This is a genomic window from Paraburkholderia unamae, from assembly GCF_003096875.1.
GTDB lineage: Bacteria > Pseudomonadota > Gammaproteobacteria > Burkholderiales > Burkholderiaceae > Paraburkholderia > Paraburkholderia unamae.
The window spans coordinates 310,220-330,219 of sequence record NZ_QEOB01000010.1; the positions used below are offsets into that span (position 1 = coordinate 310,220).

The window sequence follows — 20,000 nt, forward strand, 5'->3', positions numbered from 1 at the left end:
AAGCCGCCCCCACGCGCCGGACCATGGCAAACTCGGGGCAAATTCGGGGCGAAGCGACACCTCGTCGTAGCCGCCAAAGGCGCCCAGGTTCCCGGAGGCCGGCGACGGTGGGCAATCGGTTGTTCTGACGCACTCTTGAGGTATTCCCTGCGATGTCGACCACTCCCGATGCCGAATCCGTCGAAATACGCCTCGATCGAGTCGTACAACTGTTCGACAACCACGACCCCTACCCTTTCAGGGAAAGAGGCCTTGCCGGGGCGGCGGAGACCTATATCGTTGACAACGCCGAAAGCGTGTCCGTTCGACGCCCCCTTCGGATCGTTGTCCACCTGCCCGCGCAGGAGGCCGAATCGCAAGCCGCCGCCGTGCTCGGCGAAGCGATCGCCAACCATTTCCGGGAACGCTCCAACGCGGCGGAGCACGCCTTGCGCAAGCTCTTTCGCGATGGACGTCGCTCGCTCGCAATCGGCCTGACCGTGCTCGGCGTGTGTCTGCTCGGCGCCGCGTGGGTCGAAAATTTCCCCGGCTATCGGTTTCCGAAGCTCGTTGCCGAAGGGCTGATGATTTTCGGCTGGGTCGCCAACTGGCGGCCGATGGAAATCTTCCTCTACGAGTGGTGGCCTATCGTGCGGCAACGCAATATCTACCGGCGCCTTGCCGAAGCGCCCGTACTCGTGAAGTCGACTGGCTAAATATTTCGCAATACTGATTGATAGATCGGCAGGAACACGGCATCCTGCCGGACTTTTGGGGAACGGTTCCGCGCCGGTCAGGCGGCGTGGCGCCTCAGCGCGTTCGAGCACACCCGCCCCCGCAGCGCGAATCGCATCAATCGAACAGATCCGGCTCGACACGGGACACGCCGGAATCGGGGAGCGCACCGGCTCGCACCTGCTCCAGCAGATCCGGGGGCAGCCAGACCTCTTCCAGTTTGCCGATCCCCCCTTCGATCAACTGCTGCAAGAAGAACGACGGTTTGCGGCCGGTCGCTTCGGCCAGCAGCCGCAGCCTGCGTTCGATGCCCGGATCGATGCGCACTCCCACCACCTTCAATTTCTCTGCCTTCCTGGGTCTAGCCAACCTGCGCTCCATGATTTTCAATGAACACGCATTTTACGGGCAAATCCTTACTAGCCCAGTCTCGCCGTAGCACGGACATCTTGCTGCGATAACGCGCCGATTGTCCGTGCGCTATCGGGCCGGTTCGCCATCAGGCCCGCAAGCAACAGGAATTGTGCGCCTCGTTCAGCAGCGCCGCCGCCTGGAGCACGGCTTCGCGCAACGCGACGCCGTGCATTGCGGGGCGTTGGCGCATCACTCGTGGCGCGTCGCGCCTCTCACTTTCGCGACCTGGCTGGCGTCGACCGCTCCCGCGTGATTCGACCATCCACTGCGCACGAACGTCGCCAGCGCGGCCACGTCATCGTCGCTCAAACGGCTTGCGAAGCCCGGCATCGGCAGAACCGATGGCGCCTTCGCGGTCGACGGCGTTTGCGCGCCGTTGAGAATCACGCTGACGAGCCCGGCCGGGTCCGATGCGTTCACGACGGTCGCACCGTCGAGATGCGGGAACACGCGCGGCGCGCCCTTCCCGTTCACGAAGTGACACGCGCTGCAATTGTCGAGATACAGCCGCTCGCCGAGCGTGAGATTGCGCGCCGCCGTCAGCCTGGCCGCCGTCGTGCCCGCGTCGCCTGGCGCATGGCCCGGCGTCGCCGCGGCATCGCCGGCATGCGCGCCCGCCGGCGACAACGTCTTCAGATACGCGGCAATCGCGTTGAGATCGGCATCGTTCAAATGCGACGTGCTGTTATAGACGACCGACGTCATTTCGCCTGCAACCGCAGCCTTGCTGTTGCGGCCGGTTTGCAGGTAATCGACGATGTCCTGCTCGCTCCAGTGCGACATGCCGCGTAGCGCGGGCACGTTCCAGCCATTGAGCTTGCCGCCCGCCAGGAACAGCGCATGACTGCTGTCGAGCGCCTTCTCGTTCATCGCGAAGCCGCGCGGCGTGTGGCAACTGCCGCAATGGCCGAGACTTTCCACCAGGTAAGCGCCGCGGCGCACCTGCTCGCTCGCGCCGTCCGGGCCCTTGAACGGCTGGTCCGAGGTGAACGCCCAGTTCCACAGCGCCATGCCCCAACGCTGGTTGAACGGGAAGCTCAGGTCCGTCGCGGGCGCGGGATCGTCGCTCGGCGCGACGCCCTGCATGAAGTACGTGTAGAGCGCGTGGATATCGGCGTCCGAAATCTTCGCGTACGAGGGGTAAGGCATGGCCGGATACAGATGCGAGCCGTCGGCCCGGATACCCGTGCGCACGGCGGCGGCGAACTGCGGCTCCGTGTAGTTGCCAATGCCCCCGTGCTTACCCGGCGTGATATTGGTCGAGTAAATCGTGCCGATACCGCTCACGATCGGCAGTCCGCCCGTATACGGTTTGCGCCCCGCCGCGCTGTGACAGGCCATGCAGTCGCCCGCGCGCGCCAGATATTCGCCCTGCTTGATGAGCGCGGCCTGCGGGTTCAGCGCGGCGATTCCGGTCTGCGCCTGTGGGGCCGCGGCGGCCAGCGAAGCGCCGAGCGCCGCGGTCGTCATGAGCGCCGCGGACGTGAGAGTCTTGAGGAAATTCATGACGATCATGCCTGCACGAGAGGACCGGGGTTCTTGAGGTACTGTTCCTTGATCGCGCGAGCGGCGAACAGCGTGATCGCGCCAATGGTCGCGGTCGGATTGGCCTGGAAGTTCTGCGGAAACGCATTGCCGCCCGGCACGAACACGTTGTGCACGTCCCAGCTTTGCAGATAGCGGTTCAGCGCGCTCGTTTGCGGCGAATCGCCCATCACCGCGCCGCCGACGTTGTGCGTCGACACGTATTTGGTGATGTCCCAGTGCGAGTCCATCGCGAGGAAGCTTTCGCTGAAGCTGTCCGGATTCAGTTCCTTCGTGACATCGAGCACGATCTTGCGCAGATGCTGCTGAAGCTTCAGCTCGTTCTGCTTCCAGTCGAAGGTGATGCGCAATAGCGGCTGGCCCCACGGGTCCTTGTAAGTCGGATCGAGATCGACATAATGATCGCGATACGACATGCAGCTCGTCGTGATGCTGATCTTCATCGAGTGGCCGTACCAGTCCTGCATGCCCTCCTTCCACCCCCGGCCCCACGCGGGCGTGCCGTGCGGCAACGCGGTGCCGATCGGCGCGCCGGTCGACTGCGCGCTCTGGATCTTCGCGCCGCCGATGAAGCCGAGCGACGGGCCATCGTAGTTGCCCGGCGAGATGTCGTTGAACAACTGGCCGGTCGCGCCCGCCGTGGCGAACGGATTGAAGTGCTTGTCCTTGAAAAAGAGCGTCGCGCCGCCATTGCTCAGGAATGCGTAATTACGGCCCACGACGCCCTTGCCGCTCACCGGGTCATACGGCTTGCCGATGCCCGAGAGCAGCATCAGGCGCACGTTGACGAACTGGAAGCCCGCCAGCACGACGATCTTCGCGGGCTGGAACACTTCGTTGCCGTGCGCGTCGGCGTAGGTCACGCCTTTCGCGGTCTTGCCGTCGGCGTGCATGTCCACGCGCAGCACGTTCGCGTTCACGCGGTACGAGAAGTTCTCCATGCGCTTAAGCGCATCGAGCACGGCCGTCTGCGGTGAAGCCTTCGAGAAGTTCAGGCACGGATACTTGCTGCAATAGCCGCAGTAATTGCACGGCGCGATCTGGTTGCCGTACGGATTGGTCCACGCGCGCGAGACGTTCGCGGACGGATTCGGGAACGGGTGATAGCCGAGCTTGCGGGCCGCGTCGGCGAACATCGTATTGTTCAGCGTGTCTTCGAGCGGCGGCAGCGGAACGGGATTCGAGCGCGGGCCTTCGAACGGGTCTCCGCCCTCGACGATCTTGCCGCGCAGATTGCCGGTCTTGCCCGAGAGGCCGCAGACCTTGTCGAAAAAATCGTAGTACGGCTCGATCTCGTCCCACGTGAACGGGAAATCCTGCACCTGCATGCCCGCTTCGAGCTGGCCCGGCTTGTAGGCGCGATCGGCGTAGCTCTTGAGCTTGATGTCTGTCGGCGTCGGGCGCATCAGCACGCCGGTCCAGTGCAGGCCCGAACCGCCCACACCGGTGCCCGGCACGAAAGCGCCCCACTTGCGCGTGGGCAGCGCGGTGTCCTGCGCCGAATGGCGCACGGTGAGCGCGCCGTCGCGCGGCGTCACCATGATCTTGTTGCGCACGCCGTAGGCGTACTGGTCGGCCGGCTTCGGATACGCGAAGTCGGCATTGCTGCGGTCCTCGCCGCGTTCCAGCGCGTGCACCTTCAGGCCCGCCTGCGCCAGTTCGATGCTCATGAGCGAGCCGGCCCAGCCCAGTCCGACGACGACGACGTCGACTGCGTCATTGGTTATTTTTGCCACGGTTATCCTCGATGATTCTGACTACGCGTTGTTCTGCGTGAAAGGTCGGCGCTCAAGCGCGAAGACCGTTCAGGCTCACGGGCCCGAGCGGATATTTCACGTTGTGCTGCGAGACCCATTCGAGGAAGCTCGCCCGTGCTCCGGGAAATCCAATGGCAATCCAGGCCTTCATGCCTTTATTGCCGCCGTACATGGGATCGGAGAGATACCCGTTCTTTGAATCGGAGAGCAATTCGCCGAAGAACTGGCTCGCCTTGAGCGCGTTTTCGCCGCCCTCGGCAAAGGGGATGTCGTCGCCCTGGAGCGCTTTCAGCACGGCGTCCTGCGCGGCGGCGTCGAGTTCGCCGAAGCCCTTGCGATACTTCTGGCGGCAATATGCATTCGTCAACTGGATGCCGCGCCGATAAATCTGCTGCGGCGTATAGGGCAACTGATAGCCGAGTTCCTTGGGCGCCTGCGTATTGAACGGTCCTTGCAGATAAATCTCGTGGCCGAAATCGCCATGCATCTGCTGATCGATGAACACCGGCACGTTGGTTTCGAGCGCGCCGGGACCGCGCCCGTCGCCGGGAATCAGCCGGTCGCAGGCCGCGAGCATGAACGCCCATTCATCGGCGGAGAAGAATGCCGGGCGATACGTCTTCAGGTCCGGCGCGGCCATTTCGGCGGCTTCGGCGGCGCTCAGCGTGTTGACGAACACGCCCATGGTCGGGAGCGCCAGCACAGCCGAAAGGAGGAATCTACGTCTTGAAGTCGAAATGTCAGACAACATGGCACGGGTTGTTCAGCGATTGCGAGAGGTCGAAATAGGCCTGAACCGTTTGCCGACGCCCCAGAGCCGCTTCACAGCGGGGCGTCGGTCATCGTTTCAGTGTTTTGGATCGCGACCATACCACAAAGTTGTCGTACATCAATGACAAGTCGGCAATTCTCGCCCGGTTGCCCTTGTCAAGGCATCCGGGGTCTTGAATACACAAGCAGCGCGGCATTAACCGCAAACTTGATCGTCGTAATCCACCGCAAGTGACCATGCCGGGTCGTCGTGCGCTTGCCAGTACGCGTCGAATAACCCCCGCGTCACCGGCCCCGGCTGCCCGTCGCCAACCGGAGCGCCGTTCAACCGGGTCACCGGCATGACGCCGCCTGCCGTGGACGTGATGAAGATTTCGTCGGCGTCGCGCAACTGCTGCTCGGACATCCGAGCGGCACGGACGGCCATGTCACGCCGTGCGGCGAGATCGAATACGGTCTGGCGCGTAATCCCGTGCAGGACCCCCGCCTCGGGGGTAAAAAGCTGGCCGCCTTTAACCACGAAGACGTTGAACCCCGGGCCCTCGGCAATGGCGTCGTCGGTCGTCTTGATGACAACGGTCTCGGCCCCGGCGTCGTAGCCCTTGAGCAACGCCGTGACCAGATCGAGCCAGTGATAGTTCTTGATCTGCGGATCGACCGAGGCGGGCGGGATGCGCCGCACGTCGTCGATCACGTGCAGATGCATTCCTTCGCGAAGCTGCCTTTCGTTCGCCACCGAGCCATACGGCACGGCGAACGCGACGAACTGGTTGACCGCATCGCGCGGGTCGCGACTGAAGGTCGGCGACACGCCCCGCGTGCAAAGCATTTCGACGTAGGCGTTGCGCAGCCCCGAGCGTCGAACGCATTCGACGAGGATGTCGCGCAGCGCGTCGTCGGTGAGGTCGACGCGCAGCCGCAGTTTCTCGAGCGAACGACGGAATCGCGCGATATGACTGTCGAGCCGGAAAAAGCGGCCATTCCACACGTGCACGGTGTCATAGGTCACGTCCGAATGCAGCAGTCCCCAGTCGAGCACGGAGATGCGCGCTTCAGAGAGCGCGATGAACTGCCCGTTCATATAGGCCGCGCCGCGCGGATACGCGAGGCCGTCGAGACGGCCGATGTCCTGAACGCTCATGGCTGCCCCTCCGTCACCGCTTGCCCCGGATGAAAATCGACGGTCGCGATAAAGGCCGCGGGATCGGCGTCGAACGCCTGGCGGCTCACGATCGCGTTGACACCCGTCGCCCGGTCGAACGACAACACGCCATCGAGATGATCGATCTCGTGCTGGATCAGTTCGGCTTCCGCCTGCCCGAGTGTCTCGCGAACCTGACGCTCGCCGTCGAGCGTCGTGAAAGCAACCGAAACCGACACGTGACGCAGCACACGCACCAGCATATCGGGAAAGCACATGCAGTCGTCCCACACCGTCATGGTCTGCGCGCTGTGCCAGACGATCTCCGGGTTGATGATGACCGACGGCCAGCCCGGCAATGCCAGCGCGATCAGACGGCGGTTCACGCCGATCTGCGGCGCGGCGATGGCGCGGCCGAAGCCGTGTTCGGCGCGAAACGCGGCCAGTGCGTCAGTGAGGGCGCGTGCGTCGGCCACCACGCTGGCCGCGCTCTGATCGGCGAGCGGCGTGGAGCGCTCGCGCAACGACGGGGTGCCGACCGGCAGGATCGAGTTCATTGCGATACCTCGGTAAGTGCCTGTTTCTGGCCGCCCTTGAACGTCGAGATGGTGGCGGCGGGATGCAACAGATCGCCATGCTCGTCAAACTGCACGCGTCCGGTCACGCCGTCGAATGCGACCTTGTGCAGGCCCTCGACCACGCGCTCCGGCGCCGTCGACTGCTGATCGAGCATCGCATGATAGATCGCCTGCATTGCGTCGTACGCGTAGGGTGCGTAGAGCTGGACCGGTTCGCCGTAACGCGCCTGAAACTTCTTCTGGAACGCCGGGCCGCCCGGCATCTTCGCGAGACTGCGGCCGCCGTCCGCGCAGTACAGGTTGCCGTTCAGGGCATCGCCCGCAAGCCGTGTGATCTCCTGCGTGCACAGCCCGTCGCCGCCGAGCAGGGACACAGCGATTCCGTACTTGCGCATCTGCTTGAGCATCGGGCCGCCCTGCGTGTCCATTCCGCCATAGAAGATCGCGTCCGGGCTCCGGCCCTTGATCAACGTTAGCGCCGCGGCGAAGTCGAAGGCCTGATCGGTCGTGTACTCCCGCGCGACGACCTGCGCACCGTCCGCCCCGACATCGTGTGCGAATACGTCGGCAATGCCCTGCCCATACGCGGTGCGATCGTCCATCACCGCGATCCGGCCGGCGTGAAGCTTTTCGCTTGCGTAGCGGGCCACGGCCGCGCCGAGGAAATCGTCGTTCGCCAGCATGCGGAAGGTCGTGCGAAGCCCGAGATGCGTGAATTGCGGACTGGTTGCCGAGGGCGTCAGTTCGGCAATGCCCGCCTTCGCGTAGATTTGCGCGACGGCGATCGAGGTGCCGGAATTCTGATGCCCGATCACGGCGCTCACATGCTGATCGGCGAAGCGTTGCGCGACGGTGGTGGCGGTCTTCGGATCGGCCGCATCGTCTTGCGCGTCGAGCCGGAAGCTCACCGGCTGGCCGCCGATCGCGGGATGCGTCGCGTTGATCTCGTCGATCGCAAGCCGGATACCGCGTTCGCTGTCCTTGCCAAAGTGCGCCTGCGCGCCGGTAAGCGCACCGGCGTAGCCGATCACGACAACCGTGTCGGCGCAGGCGCGGGTGATCAGGCCGAAGTTGGCGGCGCACAGTATCGCTAGTGCGGCCAGTGCGAAAGGGGGTCTTTGCATGTCAGTTCCGGTAAGGTGGCGCCGCTGACCAGCGGCAGTGCAGCGTTGATGAATGGTCGATCGACGCTACAATTCTGGGCACTTACCGGGAAATCCAAAAAGCAAACGGGCCGCGTTTTTGTCGAATTATTTCGGAAGAGCGGCCTCTGGAGAAATCTGATGACACCGCCCGATTCCCAGCTCGATGCCTACGACCTGCGTATCCTGTCGCTGCTCCAGCATGACAACCAGATCAGCAACCAGGCGCTCGCCGCGGAGATCGGGCTCAGTCCGCCCGCCTGCATGCGCCGCGTGAAGCGGCTGCGCGAAGAAAAAATCATCGAGCGCGATATCGCGGTGATCAACCCGTCGAAGGTGGGGCTGCCGCTGATGATGATGGTGCCCGTGCAGGTCGAGCGCGAACGCGTCGACCTGCTCGATGAATTCAAGCGCTTCCTGACGGACCTGCCCGAGGTGATGCAATGCTATGTGGTGACGGGCCGCGCCGACTTCGTGCTGCTCGTGGCCATGCGCGACATCGACCACTACGACGAGTTCGCCACGCGTGTGTTCCGGCAGAACCAGAACATCCGGCACTTCGAGACGATGGTGGTGATGTCGCGCGTGAAGACAGGCATGAGCCTCGCGCTCGACGTGTAAAGCCGACGCACGGATGAAGGGCAACGCGCCCCCTCAGGCCATCGTCGCAATCGCTTCGAACAGCGCGAGATTCAGCAGTTTGACCGCGTCATGGGTGGGTTGAGGTTGCGACGAGAATTTGGCGATGACGGTCTCGCGCAGCGGATCGACATAGAGCCACTGGCCATGAATGCCGATCGCGAAGCACGCGCCGCTCCGATTGCCAACCTGATACCACTTGTTGCGGTACTTGCCGTTCGGCAGCCAGCCAGAGAAGTTGCCTTCGCGCCACGCCTGCGCGCTGCCGCCCGTGAGCGTATCGGTCATCCAGCTCTGCGGGATCAGCCGGCGTCCGTTGACGATGCCGCCCAGACGCACCAGTTCGCCGATCCTGGCCAGATCGCGCACGGTCATGCACAAGCCGCCGCCGGAGCGCGCCGTGCCGGCAATATCCACCGTGATGCAACCGTCGTGCCGTAGTCCTAACGGTTGCCACAGGCGCTCGGCCGCGAAGTCGGCATAGCGCTGGCCCGAGGCGCGCTCGATCACGAGGCCGAGCACGTCCGAGTTGGGCGAGCAGTAATGAAACGGGCCGCCGTGCTCGCCCGCGCCTTTGGGCAGCGCGGCCAGCAGATCGATCACCGTCTCCGGGGCTTCGCCTTCGCGGCGCGGGTCCAGCAGGCCGGCGCGCCGATAGCGTGCATAGAGACCATGTGGATCGAGATAATCCTCGTTGAACGCGAGACTGGTTCGCATATCCAGCACATGCCTCACGCGCGCATCGCCGAAGGCCGAACGAGCGAGCTCGGGCACGTACTGCGCCACGGGTGCTTCGGTGTCCAGAAGGCCGTCGCCGACCAGCATGCCCGCGAGAAGACCGGCGACTGATTTGCTGGCCGAGAACAGGATGTGGCGGGTTTGCAGCGTGAAGTGCGGTGCATGATAGTCGGCGACGAAGCGCCCCGCTCGCATCACGGCGATGGCATCGGTCGAGGTCTGCCGCAGGATCTGCCCGACCGTGCGATGTTCGCCATCGACCACGACCCGGTGCTCGGTCAGCGCGTCGGCACCGGCCAGCGGTTCTTCTACGAGCCCCTGCGTGGCGGCGATCCGCGCGGTCGGAATGATTTCGTGCACATGGCGAAAGGCCCAGACATTCCACGGCGCTTCGCGCCAGTTCTCATGCCGGACACTGTCGCGGCGAAAGCCGTAATCGTTTTCAAATCGTGACGGGTTCATCTTGACGGCGGACTCCAAGGGCACACAGCGCGAATTGCGCGGACATCAATGAACATGCTGAAGGAACTCGCAAAAGCGCTCTCCGGGCGGCGCGGACAGCATCTCGACGGGCTTGCCGTCGTGCACGACCCGGCCGGCTTCCATAAAGAGCAGGCGTGAACCCACGCGCTGCGCAAAGCCCATTTCGTGCGTCACCACGACCATCGTCATGCCCTCGCCGGCAAGCGTCTGCATGACCTTGAGAACCTCCTGGCGCAATTCGGGGTCGAGCGCCGAAGTCGGTTCGTCGAAGAGCATGAGCTTGGGCTGCACGGCGAGCGCACGCGCAATGGCCACACGTTGCTGCTGGCCGCCCGACAGTTGCGACGGATAGTGATTCATGCGCTCGGAAAGCCCAACCTTCTGCAAAAGCGCGCCGGCAATCTCGCGGGCTTCGGCTTTCGTTTGGCCGCGCGCGCGAATCGGTCCGAACATGACATTCTGTATCGCCGTCAAATTCGGAAACAGATTGAACTGCTGGAACACCATGCCGGCTTCCAGCCGGATTCGCCGGATGTCGCGGGCCGAGCCCAGTACGCTGATGTCGTCGACGCGCAGATCGCCGGAACTGATGGTTTCGAGCCCGTTGATGCAGCGCAGCAGCGTCGATTTGCCGGAGCCCGACGGGCCGACGATGACGGCGACCTCGCCACGTTCGATCGTGAGGTCGAGCGGATGCAAAACGACGTGCTCGCCGTAACGCTTCGAGACTTGCTGAAATTCGATCATGCTCATGGCAGACGCACCCTTCGTTCGAGCACGCGCAGGCCCAGCGCGAGCAGACTGATGACGAGCAGGTAGATGATCGCGACCGCCGTCCAGATTTCCACCGCCCTGAAATTTTCGGCCATGATTTCCTGACCTCTGCGAGTCAGCTCGCCCACACCGATCACAAGAAAGATCGAGGTGTCCTTGACCAGATTGACGAACTGGTTCCCCATCGCCGGCAGCGCGCGTCTGAACGCGATGGGGGCAATGACATGCGCCAGCGTGCTGTGAAACGGTAGCCCCATCGCCATGCCCGCCTCGCGCAGTCCACCCGGCACGCCGTCGAGCGCACCGCGGATAATCTCCGCGTTATAGGCGCCGGAATTGACGACCAACGTGATAATGGCGGCGCTGGTCGCGCTGATGCGTATGTCCATCATGATCGGCAGTGCGAAGTAGACGAACATCACCTGAACCACGATAGGCGTGCCGCGAATCAGGGCGACATACATCTGGGCCGGAAACGCCGCGGCCCGGCTGCCGTAGGTTAGCGTCACGCCCGCGATGACACCGAGCGCGACGCCGCCCGCCAGCCCGCTCAGCGCGATCAGCAGGGTCAGCCGAAGCCCTTGCAGCAGGTCCGGCAATGCAGCAATGAGCGCCGCCCAGTCGAAGCTCATGACGACGCCTCGCCGAACCACTTCCGGTTGAGTGCCGCGAGCCGGCCGTCCGCCCTCATGGCCGCGAGTTGCACGTTAGCCGCCGCGACGAGCGGACTGCCTTTCTGGAAACCCATGCCGACGTCGAGACCTTCCAGCGCGGGCAGGATCACCCTGACCTTGTTCTTCCCGGCGGTGTTCGCGTAATAGAGCAGTTGCGGCTTGTCGTAGACGACGACGTCCGTGCGGCCCGCTTCCAGCGCGAGCAGTGCGTTATTGATGCTGGGCAACTGCTCCAGCGTGGCGTCCTTGATGTGCTCCTTGATGTAGTTGACCGCAACCGTGCCCGTCTCGGTGCCGATGTGCTTGCCGGCAAGATCGGCCGGCGTGCGGATGCTGGTGTTGTCGATGCGGGTGACCGCGATCAGACCGCTTTTGTAGTACGGCGTGGAAAAGTCGATCACCTGCTGCCGCTCCGGCTTGATGAACAGCTGCGAGACGATCACGTCGAGATTGTGGGTCTGAAGCGCCGGAATCAGCGCGCCGAATTCCATCGGTTGCAAGCGCCACTTGCGATTCAATCCCTTCGCGACTTCGCTCCAGACCTCGACGTCGAAGCCGGAATACGTGTCGCCCTGTTTGAACGCGAACGGCGGCGCGCCCACGTTGGACCCGACCACCAGTTCGGCATCGGCCGCCCGCACGGAACGGGACAACACGATAGCGGGGCCGACGGCGAGGCCCAGTTGCAGCAATTGACGTCGATTCATGGTTTCCTCCACGTTGAGTGAATCGCGCCGGAAATGCCGCTTGCGGGGCCATCCGGCGTCTTGTTGTGGCACTGCGCTACGCGGCGCGCGGATCGGGCCCGCGCGTGAGTGAGGCGGTAAGCTCGATTTCGAGCAGGCCGCCGCCCGGCAGACCGGCGACGCCGACTGCCGACCGCGCATGCAGGCCTTGATCCCCGAAGATTTCGTGCAGCAGGAGCGACGCTTCATCCATCACCTGGCCGTGGTTCGCGAAGCCGGGCACGGCGTTGACGAAACCTCGCAGGAAGAGGATGCGTTCAACCGTCGTCGTGGCGGGCAGCGCGGCCGCGAGCACGCTCAACGCGCGCAGCACACAAGTGCGCGCCGCATGGCGGATAACGTCAGGGGGCGTCGCGTGATCGACAGGCCCGGCGATGACCTGTTCGCCGACGCGGCTGACCTGGCCGCTCACGTAAGCGATGTCGTGATGGATCACCACGCTCACGTAGGCGCCGCGCGGCGACGGCGGGGGCGGAAGCGTCATGCCGAGTTGCGCGAGCCGGTCTGCAATGCGAATCGTCATGACGAAGCTCCGATGCGCGTTTCAAAGCCAACCGGTCCGCCGAGCCAGCAACCGTCCACGCGGCCGGACTCGACACTGAATCGCACCGAGATTTGCGACGGGCGCTTCATCGCGCGTCCCTGCCGGACCGTGATGGTTCGCGTAGACGCTTCCACCATGCCATTGGCGAGCAGGCCGAAGGACAGCGCGGAGGCCGCGATGCCGGTCGCCGCATCTTCCGGATAGCCGGACGCGCGCGGGAACTGCCGGGCATCGAAGATCTGCCGGGCGGCATCGAAGGTCGCGTAGGGATAGAGACCGGTTGAGCCGATTCGCTCGCACAAGGCTTCGATTTTGTCGAAGCGCGGCTCAAGGGCGTCGAGAACGGCGGGACTGCTGAGCGGCACCAGCGTCTTGACCCGGCTGGTGCAGGCGTTCTGGATCGGCAAAGGCGCGAGTTGGGCGCGGCCGATGCCGAGCGCGTCGAGGATCTCGTCCTGGCTCAGTTGCGGCTGCGGAAGCGCTTCGACGCGGCCCACCGGTTGGGAAATCTCGACGGCCGCGCCCTGATTCGTGTGTCCGGTGATGCGGGCCGCGACCTGGCCGCTGCGCGTCTGAATGGTCAGCCGATCGCGGTGGAGCCGTCCGTTTTGATGGAGTAGCCAGACGGCGCCGACGGTGGCGTGGCCGCACATCGACATCTCGTGGTTCGGCACCCAGAAGCGGAATTCGTAGTCGCAGTGGGAGCCGGGCGCGGTGGGCAGCACGAAGCCGCTTTCGTGACCGTAGCGCTGCGCGACGGCCTGCATGTCCGCGTCAGACATACCGGCGGCATCGATTACGATGGGCGCCGGGTTGCCGCCGCCGGGACCGGCGGCAAACACGCTGACGAGTTCGACTTGATGGCGCAAAGACATGGCGGCGTGAACCCCGCTGACCGGGGGATGTGTTTCTGTCCGGTCAGATTACGGGGGACGGCGCCGCGGCGCGCGTCCGAACGGGCCCTACGTGTTGACCGAACGGGCCATCTTCGCGCGCAGACCGGAAGGCGACTGGCCGCCAACGCGCCGCATCGCGCGCGCGAGGGCCGCGCCGCTTTCGAAACCGACGCGGAACGCCACCTCGCCGATCGGCAGATCCGTTTCGGCAAGCAGGCGGCAGGCGTTGTCGTAACGCGCGCGCTGCTGGAACTCGCCGATCGAGAGTCCCGTGCGCTCGCGGAACAGACGCGTGATGTGACGCCGGGAAACGCCGAAACGCGCTTCCAGCAGATCCAGGGGAATCTCCTGGTCGGCGTGGTGGGCCACGAAGGCCTCGATGTCGGCCACCACCGCCATGCCGTGCTCGCGCGGCGAGGTCCCGAGCTCCGTCTTTCCGGCGATGACCTCGCCGATGCACTGCATCAACAGTGCCGACGACAATGCCTGGCGGGTTGCCGCGCTGCCGTAGGCACCCATGTCGCTGCGCTGCGAAAGCTCCTGTAGCGCGCGAATCGCGGCGGTTCTATGCACGAGGATCGGCGTGCGGGTGCGGCGGCGGAATTCGCTGAGCGAGCCGACGCCGGTATCGAGCTTGTGCAGCGCCTCGGCCGTGACATAAACCGCTACGTGCGAGTGCGTCGCGCATCCGGCGCGCGTCTGATGAGCCCGGTCTGAAGGGACCACGGCAAAGCGATCCTGCGAGAGCCAGGTGCCCGCGCGCCGGTCTTCGTGGCAAAGTTCGACGGTGCCGTGCCCAGGCAGGATGAACATCAGGCAGTCGTGCCAGTGCCATGGCATGGCGTAGGTGCCGCTGCCGGTGATCGTCGCATGGCCTTCGTCGGCAGCCACGAGCTGCGCCTTGTTGGCAGGCTGACAGAGTTGGGTGAACGTTCGCAGCATCGCGATACTCCATGCGATTCAGTAAAAAGTCATAGCGTGACCGGCTCGCGATTGAAGCGCCTTGCAGGGCGTGGAGTCGCGAGGGATCGGACAGGATAGCAGCACAAAATACCGTCCGGCGGGCAGTTCCGTGTTGCGATGGGAAGGGAGGCGGGTATTGCGCGCCGTGATGGGCTGGTGACCTTTGGCAATTGGTCTGGCCCCTGCCCTGACTTTGTAGCGACAGGTTCGCCCGGAGACCCGGCCTCGGAGCGGCGGGGTTTGAGCGGGGGCCGCGGGGCGGCTGCGGCCGACCGCGTAGCGGAACTTAACGAGGTGGGTGATTTTCCTCGGCGGGGCTCGGTCACCGATTACCGGTCGACCCTCATCCTCCGCGCGGAAAGATTGCCCGGCCGCAAGGCGAAGTCGCCATGACGGTTTGGGGCGGTCAGGCGGCAGCCCAAACCACTCGGCACGCCGCGCATGGCACGCCCCACCATGCCGTCCCTTGCAGAGACGGCATGTTCTCCATCGCCCGGCCTGGTCAGACGAAAGCGCTTATGACCCGCCAAAGAACACCGGCCTCATCCCGCTCGTGCCGGCCGGACGGCCCATCTGCGACGAACCGCTGGTCGCAGGCCCGTAGCCGCTGCCCTGGTCGGCGGCCCTGGGGTCGGCGGCCTGCATATTGGAAGGAAAGTCGACGGTATTCGCATTGGCAGGATTGAAGCCGGCTTGCTGTAGCTGAGCAATCTCTGCCTGCACTTGCGCGCGTGTGAGCGCCCCCTCCGACTGCGCCAACGACGCAATGGGTACAGCGATGACGGCGACCGCGCAAACTGTGTGGACTAACGTCTTCATGATGGTCCACCTCCTGTGGTTAACCACTCCGGTTGTTCATTCATCGAATGGGGATATCTGGCGATGCGCACGTGCGTACAGATACGCTCGCTCCGCCCGTCGAGTGACCGCGAGGGCCAAAACTCAGACGTCCCGCGTGGCCGCAACTGCAATGCGGCAAGCCAGCAATCATGACTGTATTCGCTGACCCAATGCACATGAATAAGGCAAGCGTCCTAAAAGAGGCTCGGGGATTACCTTATTCCGTGAGCGGTTCTGCCCTGTTGACCTTCGATCCACTGCACTGCGAACCGAATCAGCCAGGGCGCACGGGCGTGAACGGATGCCCCTAAGGGTCCAGGCGCGGACGCTGTGGTCATGAGGAACTCAGCGACGGATCAGGGTCGGTTGCGGGAGGCCGCGCCGGGCGGAGGTCGGCCAGAAACGGTCATTCGACACCAGGCGGCGAATCTCGGACAATCGATTAGCGCGAACAGGCGTTCGAGCAGATCCTCACTACCTCGCACGAGTCATGAAGCAACGTGTACGGATAAGGCTTGCTCAGCGACGACAAGCACAGTGGCGTGCGGCCCGCAAGACCGCAGCCTGGACGAAGGGATGTGCGGAAGATGACTATCGGTCGCGATTTGCCGCCATCTACTCTCAACACAAGGAGTTGTTCAAGCGACTAGAAAACCCGTGAGCAAGACACCTGACCAGAATCATGGCCCACTTTGGCTAGTCCTCGGTTGCCGCCGGCAGGGGAAGCTCTGTTGTCTCACGCGGACGAACAGTGTTTGCCAGGCACGCTTCTAGCACCTTCTCTGCTCTGCGCATCAGATCGCATGTCGCTGGCACGTCGACTCGCCCTTCCGCGTCGCCAATAGGGAAGTCGCGGAACGTGGCGACCGTCATTGTTTTGCCGTTTCCGAACTTTGGAGGACGGGCGGCCTCTAGTCCGAGCAAAGTTGCGGATGCGAGGACGGCCTTATGCCATTTCATTCGCAAGGCTTTGAGATCGCCCTTGCGTGTGGTGTCGAGTTTGAAACAAAGGCCGAGGGTCGTCGACGCTTCGACCTGCAAATAGAGTCGGGCATCGTCTTCCGCTTTCTTGCCGCCCCAGAAGAATGCGTATAGGCCGCCGCCCCTGTTCGCGACGTAGCGCCACCGCGCCGAAGGAAACCCCTGTTGCAGTGCTATGAAGAAGCCCATCCGCGCGTTGGCCGACCAGCCTTTGTAGACGCGTTCCCGATAGCTTTGAACCTCTGTCTCGATGCGTCGAAGGCGTCGCGTGAAATCCAGCACGATGTCGCTTCGATCCTGTGCAAGGGTGCCAACTGGCCCATCCAGTAGCGCGAGCAGGTCGAGCCGGCTAAACACATGATACCCGGCGTCCTGGACCTGCTTGTACGTGCTCTGGTTGCCGGTTTGAAGATAGATCAGGACATTCCGCTTGCCTTCCTCGCCATAGCCTAGCTTCGAGACAACCTTCTTGTACCTTGCGAGTTGGTCGGAGTGCTCAGTGGTGCCGACCTTGTCTTCTAGAACAATCGCGATGCTCTCGTTGACTTCGACGAGGATGTCAATATTCTCGACCTGGCGTTGCACCTTAACGCTTTGAATTTCCGCCGGCAGCGGCGCAGCGTTGTCCTTCGCAAATATGGCCGTGAGGAACGCGCGCCCAAGCGCCTGAATTTCCGGACGACCATTGCCCAGCTTCGGGTCCGCGTGGGCCAGAACCCAGCTTAGAAAAGCATCTTGCGACAGTTCCGAAGGTGCGAAGTCAAAAAGATTCGGCTGCATACGGGCTCAACGCTTTGGTAACACTTAATATGCTATCTCAATTGAAGCCGATGTTGACGCGTCGGACGATTCGAACTGCGCAACCAGTGTCCGCTTATAGGCAACGTGACTGTCCCTTGTGGGGCGGATTTTGCCTTTTGAAGGAAGCAACACGCCCCGAGGCGATCGTCGCCCCGAGTCGTGAAATGCGTTGTGGCCACTAGCGCAAATGCGGGCGGACCGATGCTACTCGCCACCGCACCTAGCCCTCGATCGTCGGCCATGCCAAGGTTTTCCGGCAGTTTTTCGGGGCCGATGATCCGCGTACCGTCGTACGCCTCACTCGCTATCACGATCGGGAACCTTGCTCCACCCCGGCCCCGGATCGAACCACTTCGTGGTTTGCGCTTTCGCTGCGCTGTCTCGCCCGAGATCGCGTTCATAGACCTGGCCGGAATGGCTCACCATGAACGTCTTGATGCCTGTGTCACCGTACTTGACCGGCCAGGCAATGACAGCGAAGCCCCCAAAAAGTTTGCCCTTCACGACATAGTCATAGGCGCCACCGGGCGCGTTTGGCCCCTGGGACTCCAGCAGCTTGAAGTGGTACCCGTAGTAGCCGGCGTTCTGTGCATTGCGCGAACTTGCATCGACAAACGCCGCGCCAAGGGGACTTGGCGTGTCTTCGGGCCCGGTTGACCAGTACAGGCCATCGTGTTTGCCTGGCGTGCTCACCATCTTCGAAGCGTAGGCGAGCACGCCGACTCCGTCGTGATTGGTCTGTGCGTATTCGCGCTGCGCGTCGAAGATGGCCAGCATCGCCTGGATCACGGCCAGCTCGTTGCGGCCGATGCGCCGCAAGCGTATCTCTTCTGCGCCGGCCCGCGTGTCGAAATGCCATCCCTCATCGTTCTTCACGAGCGGTACCGGAAACGTCCAGCCCTGGTCGCCCACAACAACACGCGCGTGTCCCGGTTCCCCGGACTCGACGGTGTGGGACTTTGCCCACTCGGCGATGAAGGTGTCCCTGACCGGTGCGCCGAACGGAGGAATCATTTTACGAAAGTCGCTGCCGAAGATCGTGCGCAGGACGTCCTCCCGATCCTTGATGACCGCGTCGCCAAAGGCGTTCATCGCGGCCTCCGGTGAACTGAAGCTCTTTTGTGCGTGCGCCGGACACATCGTCACGACCCACAACGCCATGACCAGAGAGAGGTTCGCGAGCGTCAGCGTCAACAACCTTTGCACACCACGTGAATAACCGTTCATGGTTCGCTCCTCAGCGCCTGCCACCGCGTCCACCGCCGCCGCGCATGCCACCGCCGCCAGCGGGCCGGTTAAAGCCGGACCCCTGCATGCTTCGGTTTCCCCTGTCGAAGTTGCGTTGCGAAGCGCCGCCACTCCCCCCGACGCCCGAAAACGCGCCGTCGCGCCCGCCGCCATACCCCCCGCCATTACCACTACTTACCCGATTCACATTGCCGCGGGAACTGCGATCGGCTACACCGCCCCGATCTCCCACCGACGCACGATTGCCCGCTCCCGCCCGGTCTGAGTTGGCCATGCGGTTACCTGCCTCGGCGCCGCGCCCGCGATACTGGGACCGCCCGTCGGCCCCGGACGCCCCGGCGAACTTGTCGCGCGTTGCGTTATCCCGGTAGGCAACACCCTGACGATGGCCCGCATCGTGTTGCCAGCGGCCGCCCCGCTCTCCGTTCTTGAGCTTCGAACTGTCGAAGTTACGGTCGACGTTCCTGGCCCGGTCGGAGTTGATGTTGATGTCGTCTCCCCCCCAACACGAATTGCAGTCCGCGAAGATCGCACCAGCAGCGATCAGGCCGACGCCGAAAGCGAGGCCCGCGCCGGGGTAGTAGCCGGGATAGTAGGCCGGGTACGGAGGCCAGTAGTAAGGTGGATAGGCCGGGTAGCCCCACCCGCCGTACACGACCGCCGGGTCATAGGCGGGCACATAGATCACCTGCGGATTGGCGGGCTCGATCTTCACGATGGTCTGCCCGCCGCCAGCGGGTGCCTGTTCGACGATCACGTTCTGCTGTTCGTTCGATTTGAGGTTGCCCGATTGCTGCGCGCGCGCCCGCAACCGCTGCACGGCGTCGAACACGTCTTTTTGCTGGGCAAGAAAGGCGTCGCCGAGCTTCTGGGTCCAGTCGATCTTGTCATTCATCGGCTCAAGTATCTGCGGGAACGCCACCAGCGATTTCACACTCGTATCCCACGGCTCGTTCTGTACCGCCTTCACGGCGTCGTCGCCCTTCACCTTCGGATTCGCTTTCACCCAACGCGCGGCGTGCACGATCTCCAGCGGATAGGTCGACGCCATCAACACCTGCGCCAGCAAGGCGTCCGGGTAGAGCGCAATCGGCGCGACGAGCGCATCGATCTCCTCTGGTTTGAATGGTGCGGGCCCCAATGGCTCAGCGGCCGATGGCGCGGCGGCTGATACCGGGGGAGCAGCTGGCGCCGTGCTCAATGGCGCGGGGCCTGATGGCGGGAGCCCCGCCGCCCCGTGATCTGCACACGCCGAAATTGTCGCCAGCAAAACCACCCATAAGAATAAGGAGTTCACCCCCAGGGCTTTCCAGTTGTTCATGGCCACTCCTTCCAGCGGCTTGTTGGCGCGGACCAGGAGACTTTCCTGGCAGTCACAGAAACGTCCCCTGCGTTGCGTGGTTCGCTGCCCGGATGGTTTGGGCGTCGACAGGAACATCAGCAAAACGAAAACAACACCATGGCAGCCTGCTCGAATTTCGCGAAGTCATACCTGCCAGAAGCCGAAACGGATCCGCCGGGCAGCGAGGACGTATCCGAGCCCGCAGCGGACAGCTCGGCCGGGGCTAGCAAGAGCGTCGCCTGGAGGTCCTGCTTGCGCAGATCCGGCTC

General features: G+C 63.7%; 20 protein-coding genes. 2 read left to right on the top strand and 18 right to left on the bottom strand.

The window, feature by feature from the left end; translation table 11 throughout:
* Positions 1-152 precede the first annotated feature (152 nt).
* Complete coding sequence (locus tag C7402_RS22280) at positions 153-695, top strand: hypothetical protein (protein ID WP_116612138.1); 543 nt, start codon at positions 153-155, stop codon at positions 693-695.
* 136 nt (positions 696-831) lie between these two features.
* On the opposite strand, the gene C7402_RS22285 is transcribed toward C7402_RS22280, so the two are convergent.
* The 7 genes from C7402_RS22285 to C7402_RS22315 all read right to left on the bottom strand — a co-directional run bounded on the left by C7402_RS22285 (position 832) and on the right by C7402_RS22315 (position 8,044).
* A complete protein-coding gene (locus C7402_RS22285; protein WP_372460408.1) occupies positions 832-1,041 on the bottom strand; it encodes a hypothetical protein in 210 nt (69 codons plus the stop codon).
* 276 nt (positions 1,042-1,317) lie between these two features.
* The gene (locus tag C7402_RS22290) at positions 1,318-2,634 is read right to left on the bottom strand and encodes a cytochrome c (protein WP_116612139.1); all 1,317 of its coding nucleotides are present in this window, start codon (positions 2,632-2,634) and stop codon (positions 1,318-1,320) included.
* Between the two features lie 5 nt (positions 2,635-2,639).
* Complete coding sequence (locus C7402_RS22295; RefSeq protein ID WP_116612140.1) at positions 2,640-4,409, bottom strand: GMC family oxidoreductase; 1,770 nt, start codon at positions 4,407-4,409, stop codon at positions 2,640-2,642.
* Between the two features lie 52 nt (positions 4,410-4,461).
* Positions 4,462-5,115 (bottom strand): gluconate 2-dehydrogenase subunit 3 family protein, encoded by a 654-nt coding sequence (locus C7402_RS22300; RefSeq protein WP_244314903.1) that lies wholly within the window; start codon positions 5,113-5,115, stop codon positions 4,462-4,464.
* A gap of 282 nt (positions 5,116-5,397) precedes the next feature.
* Complete coding sequence (locus C7402_RS47750; protein ID WP_116612142.1) at positions 5,398-6,342, bottom strand: aminotransferase class IV; 945 nt, start codon at positions 6,340-6,342, stop codon at positions 5,398-5,400.
* Positions 6,339-6,899 (bottom strand): peptide deformylase, encoded by a 561-nt coding sequence (locus C7402_RS47755; protein ID WP_116612143.1) that lies wholly within the window; start codon positions 6,897-6,899, stop codon positions 6,339-6,341. The genes C7402_RS47750 and C7402_RS47755 overlap by 4 nt, the downstream gene beginning before the upstream one ends.
* Positions 6,896-8,044, bottom strand: a complete 1,149-nt coding sequence (locus tag C7402_RS22315; protein ID WP_116612144.1) for a branched-chain amino acid ABC transporter substrate-binding protein — start codon at positions 8,042-8,044, stop codon at positions 6,896-6,898. Before C7402_RS22315 ends, C7402_RS47755 begins: the two co-directional genes overlap by 4 nt.
* A 159-nt stretch (positions 8,045-8,203) precedes the next feature.
* On the opposite strand from C7402_RS22315, the gene C7402_RS22320 reads away from it, so the two are divergent.
* On the top strand, positions 8,204-8,683 hold the full coding sequence (locus C7402_RS22320) for an Lrp/AsnC family transcriptional regulator (protein ID WP_116612145.1): 480 nt from the start codon (positions 8,204-8,206) through the stop codon (positions 8,681-8,683).
* 33 nt (positions 8,684-8,716) lie between these two features.
* Here the strand turns inward: C7402_RS22320 and C7402_RS22325 are convergent, their stop codons facing one another.
* The 11 genes from C7402_RS22325 to C7402_RS22375 form a co-directional block, all read right to left on the bottom strand.
* On the bottom strand, positions 8,717-9,901 hold the full coding sequence (locus C7402_RS22325) for a serine hydrolase domain-containing protein (RefSeq protein WP_116612146.1): 1,185 nt from the start codon (positions 9,899-9,901) through the stop codon (positions 8,717-8,719).
* A 45-nt stretch (positions 9,902-9,946) separates the two neighbouring features.
* Positions 9,947-10,675, bottom strand: coding sequence for a glutamine ABC transporter ATP-binding protein GlnQ (gene glnQ / locus C7402_RS22330; protein WP_112171590.1), 729 nt, complete (start codon positions 10,673-10,675; stop codon positions 9,947-9,949).
* Positions 10,672-11,328: a glutamine ABC transporter permease GlnP gene (gene glnP / locus C7402_RS22335; RefSeq protein ID WP_116612147.1), complete on the bottom strand. Its 657-nt coding sequence runs from the start codon at positions 11,326-11,328 to the stop codon at positions 10,672-10,674. Before glnP ends, glnQ begins: the two co-directional genes overlap by 4 nt.
* Entirely contained in the window at positions 11,325-12,077 is a 753-nt protein-coding gene (locus C7402_RS22340; protein WP_224041301.1) for a transporter substrate-binding domain-containing protein, read from the bottom strand. Before C7402_RS22340 ends, glnP begins: the two co-directional genes overlap by 4 nt.
* Positions 12,078-12,153: 76 nt before the next feature.
* The gene (locus C7402_RS22345; RefSeq protein ID WP_208948971.1) at positions 12,154-12,639 is read right to left on the bottom strand and encodes a RidA family protein; all 486 of its coding nucleotides are present in this window, start codon (positions 12,637-12,639) and stop codon (positions 12,154-12,156) included.
* Positions 12,636-13,535, bottom strand: a complete 900-nt coding sequence (locus tag C7402_RS22350) for a PhzF family phenazine biosynthesis protein (RefSeq protein ID WP_116612148.1) — start codon at positions 13,533-13,535, stop codon at positions 12,636-12,638. Before C7402_RS22350 ends, C7402_RS22345 begins: the two co-directional genes overlap by 4 nt.
* Positions 13,536-13,622: 87 nt before the next feature.
* Positions 13,623-14,498 (bottom strand): helix-turn-helix domain-containing protein, encoded by an 876-nt coding sequence (locus tag C7402_RS22355; RefSeq protein ID WP_112171587.1) that lies wholly within the window; start codon positions 14,496-14,498, stop codon positions 13,623-13,625.
* 537 nt (positions 14,499-15,035) lie between these two features.
* The gene (locus C7402_RS22360; protein WP_112171833.1) at positions 15,036-15,338 is read right to left on the bottom strand and encodes a DUF4148 domain-containing protein; all 303 of its coding nucleotides are present in this window, start codon (positions 15,336-15,338) and stop codon (positions 15,036-15,038) included.
* 717 nt (positions 15,339-16,055) lie between these two features.
* Positions 16,056-17,120 (bottom strand): PD-(D/E)XK nuclease family protein, encoded by a 1,065-nt coding sequence (locus C7402_RS22365; protein ID WP_116612149.1) that lies wholly within the window; start codon positions 17,118-17,120, stop codon positions 16,056-16,058.
* Between the two features lie 318 nt (positions 17,121-17,438).
* Positions 17,439-18,368 (bottom strand): DUF2950 domain-containing protein, encoded by a 930-nt coding sequence (locus C7402_RS22370; protein ID WP_116612150.1) that lies wholly within the window; start codon positions 18,366-18,368, stop codon positions 17,439-17,441.
* 10 nt (positions 18,369-18,378) lie between these two features.
* Complete coding sequence (locus C7402_RS22375; protein ID WP_116612151.1) at positions 18,379-19,710, bottom strand: DUF3300 domain-containing protein; 1,332 nt, start codon at positions 19,708-19,710, stop codon at positions 18,379-18,381.
* Between the last annotated feature and the right edge of the window lie 290 nt (positions 19,711-20,000).

Excerpts from the sequence above, each read along its gene's own strand:
- C7402_RS22340 (WP_224041301.1), bottom strand. The coding sequence starts at position 12,077 with ATGAATCGACGTCAATTGCTGCAACTGGGCCTCGCCGTCGGCCCCGCT.
- C7402_RS22350 (WP_116612148.1), bottom strand. The coding sequence starts at position 13,535 with ATGTCTTTGCGCCATCAAGTCGAACTCGTCAGCGTGTTTGCCGCCGGT.
- C7402_RS22345 (WP_208948971.1), bottom strand. The coding sequence starts at position 12,639 with ATGACGATTCGCATTGCAGACCGGCTCGCGCAACTCGGCATGACGCTT.
- C7402_RS47750 (WP_116612142.1), bottom strand. The coding sequence starts at position 6,342 with ATGAGCGTTCAGGACATCGGCCGTCTCGACGGCCTCGCGTATCCGCGC.
- C7402_RS22355 (WP_112171587.1), bottom strand. The coding sequence starts at position 14,498 with ATGCTGCGAACGTTCACCCAACTCTGTCAGCCTGCCAACAAGGCGCAG.
- C7402_RS22290 (WP_116612139.1), bottom strand. The coding sequence starts at position 2,634 with ATGAATTTCCTCAAGACTCTCACGTCCGCGGCGCTCATGACGACCGCG.
- C7402_RS22375 (WP_116612151.1), bottom strand. The coding sequence starts at position 19,710 with ATGAACAACTGGAAAGCCCTGGGGGTGAACTCCTTATTCTTATGGGTG.
- C7402_RS22365 (WP_116612149.1), bottom strand. The coding sequence starts at position 17,120 with ATGCAGCCGAATCTTTTTGACTTCGCACCTTCGGAACTGTCGCAAGAT.
- C7402_RS22360 (WP_112171833.1), bottom strand. The coding sequence starts at position 15,338 with ATGAAGACGTTAGTCCACACAGTTTGCGCGGTCGCCGTCATCGCTGTA.
- C7402_RS22315 (WP_116612144.1), bottom strand. The coding sequence starts at position 8,044 with ATGCAAAGACCCCCTTTCGCACTGGCCGCACTAGCGATACTGTGCGCC.
- glnP (WP_116612147.1), bottom strand. The coding sequence starts at position 11,328 with ATGAGCTTCGACTGGGCGGCGCTCATTGCTGCATTGCCGGACCTGCTG.
- C7402_RS22370 (WP_116612150.1), bottom strand. The coding sequence starts at position 18,368 with ATGAACGGTTATTCACGTGGTGTGCAAAGGTTGTTGACGCTGACGCTC.
- C7402_RS22300 (WP_244314903.1), bottom strand. The coding sequence starts at position 5,115 with ATGGGCGTGTTCGTCAACACGCTGAGCGCCGCCGAAGCCGCCGAAATG.
- C7402_RS22320 (WP_116612145.1), top strand. The coding sequence starts at position 8,204 with ATGACACCGCCCGATTCCCAGCTCGATGCCTACGACCTGCGTATCCTG.
- glnQ (WP_112171590.1), bottom strand. The coding sequence starts at position 10,675 with ATGAGCATGATCGAATTTCAGCAAGTCTCGAAGCGTTACGGCGAGCAC.
- C7402_RS22325 (WP_116612146.1), bottom strand. The coding sequence starts at position 9,901 with ATGAACCCGTCACGATTTGAAAACGATTACGGCTTTCGCCGCGACAGT.
- C7402_RS22280 (WP_116612138.1), top strand. The coding sequence starts at position 153 with ATGTCGACCACTCCCGATGCCGAATCCGTCGAAATACGCCTCGATCGA.
- C7402_RS47755 (WP_116612143.1), bottom strand. The coding sequence starts at position 6,899 with ATGAACTCGATCCTGCCGGTCGGCACCCCGTCGTTGCGCGAGCGCTCC.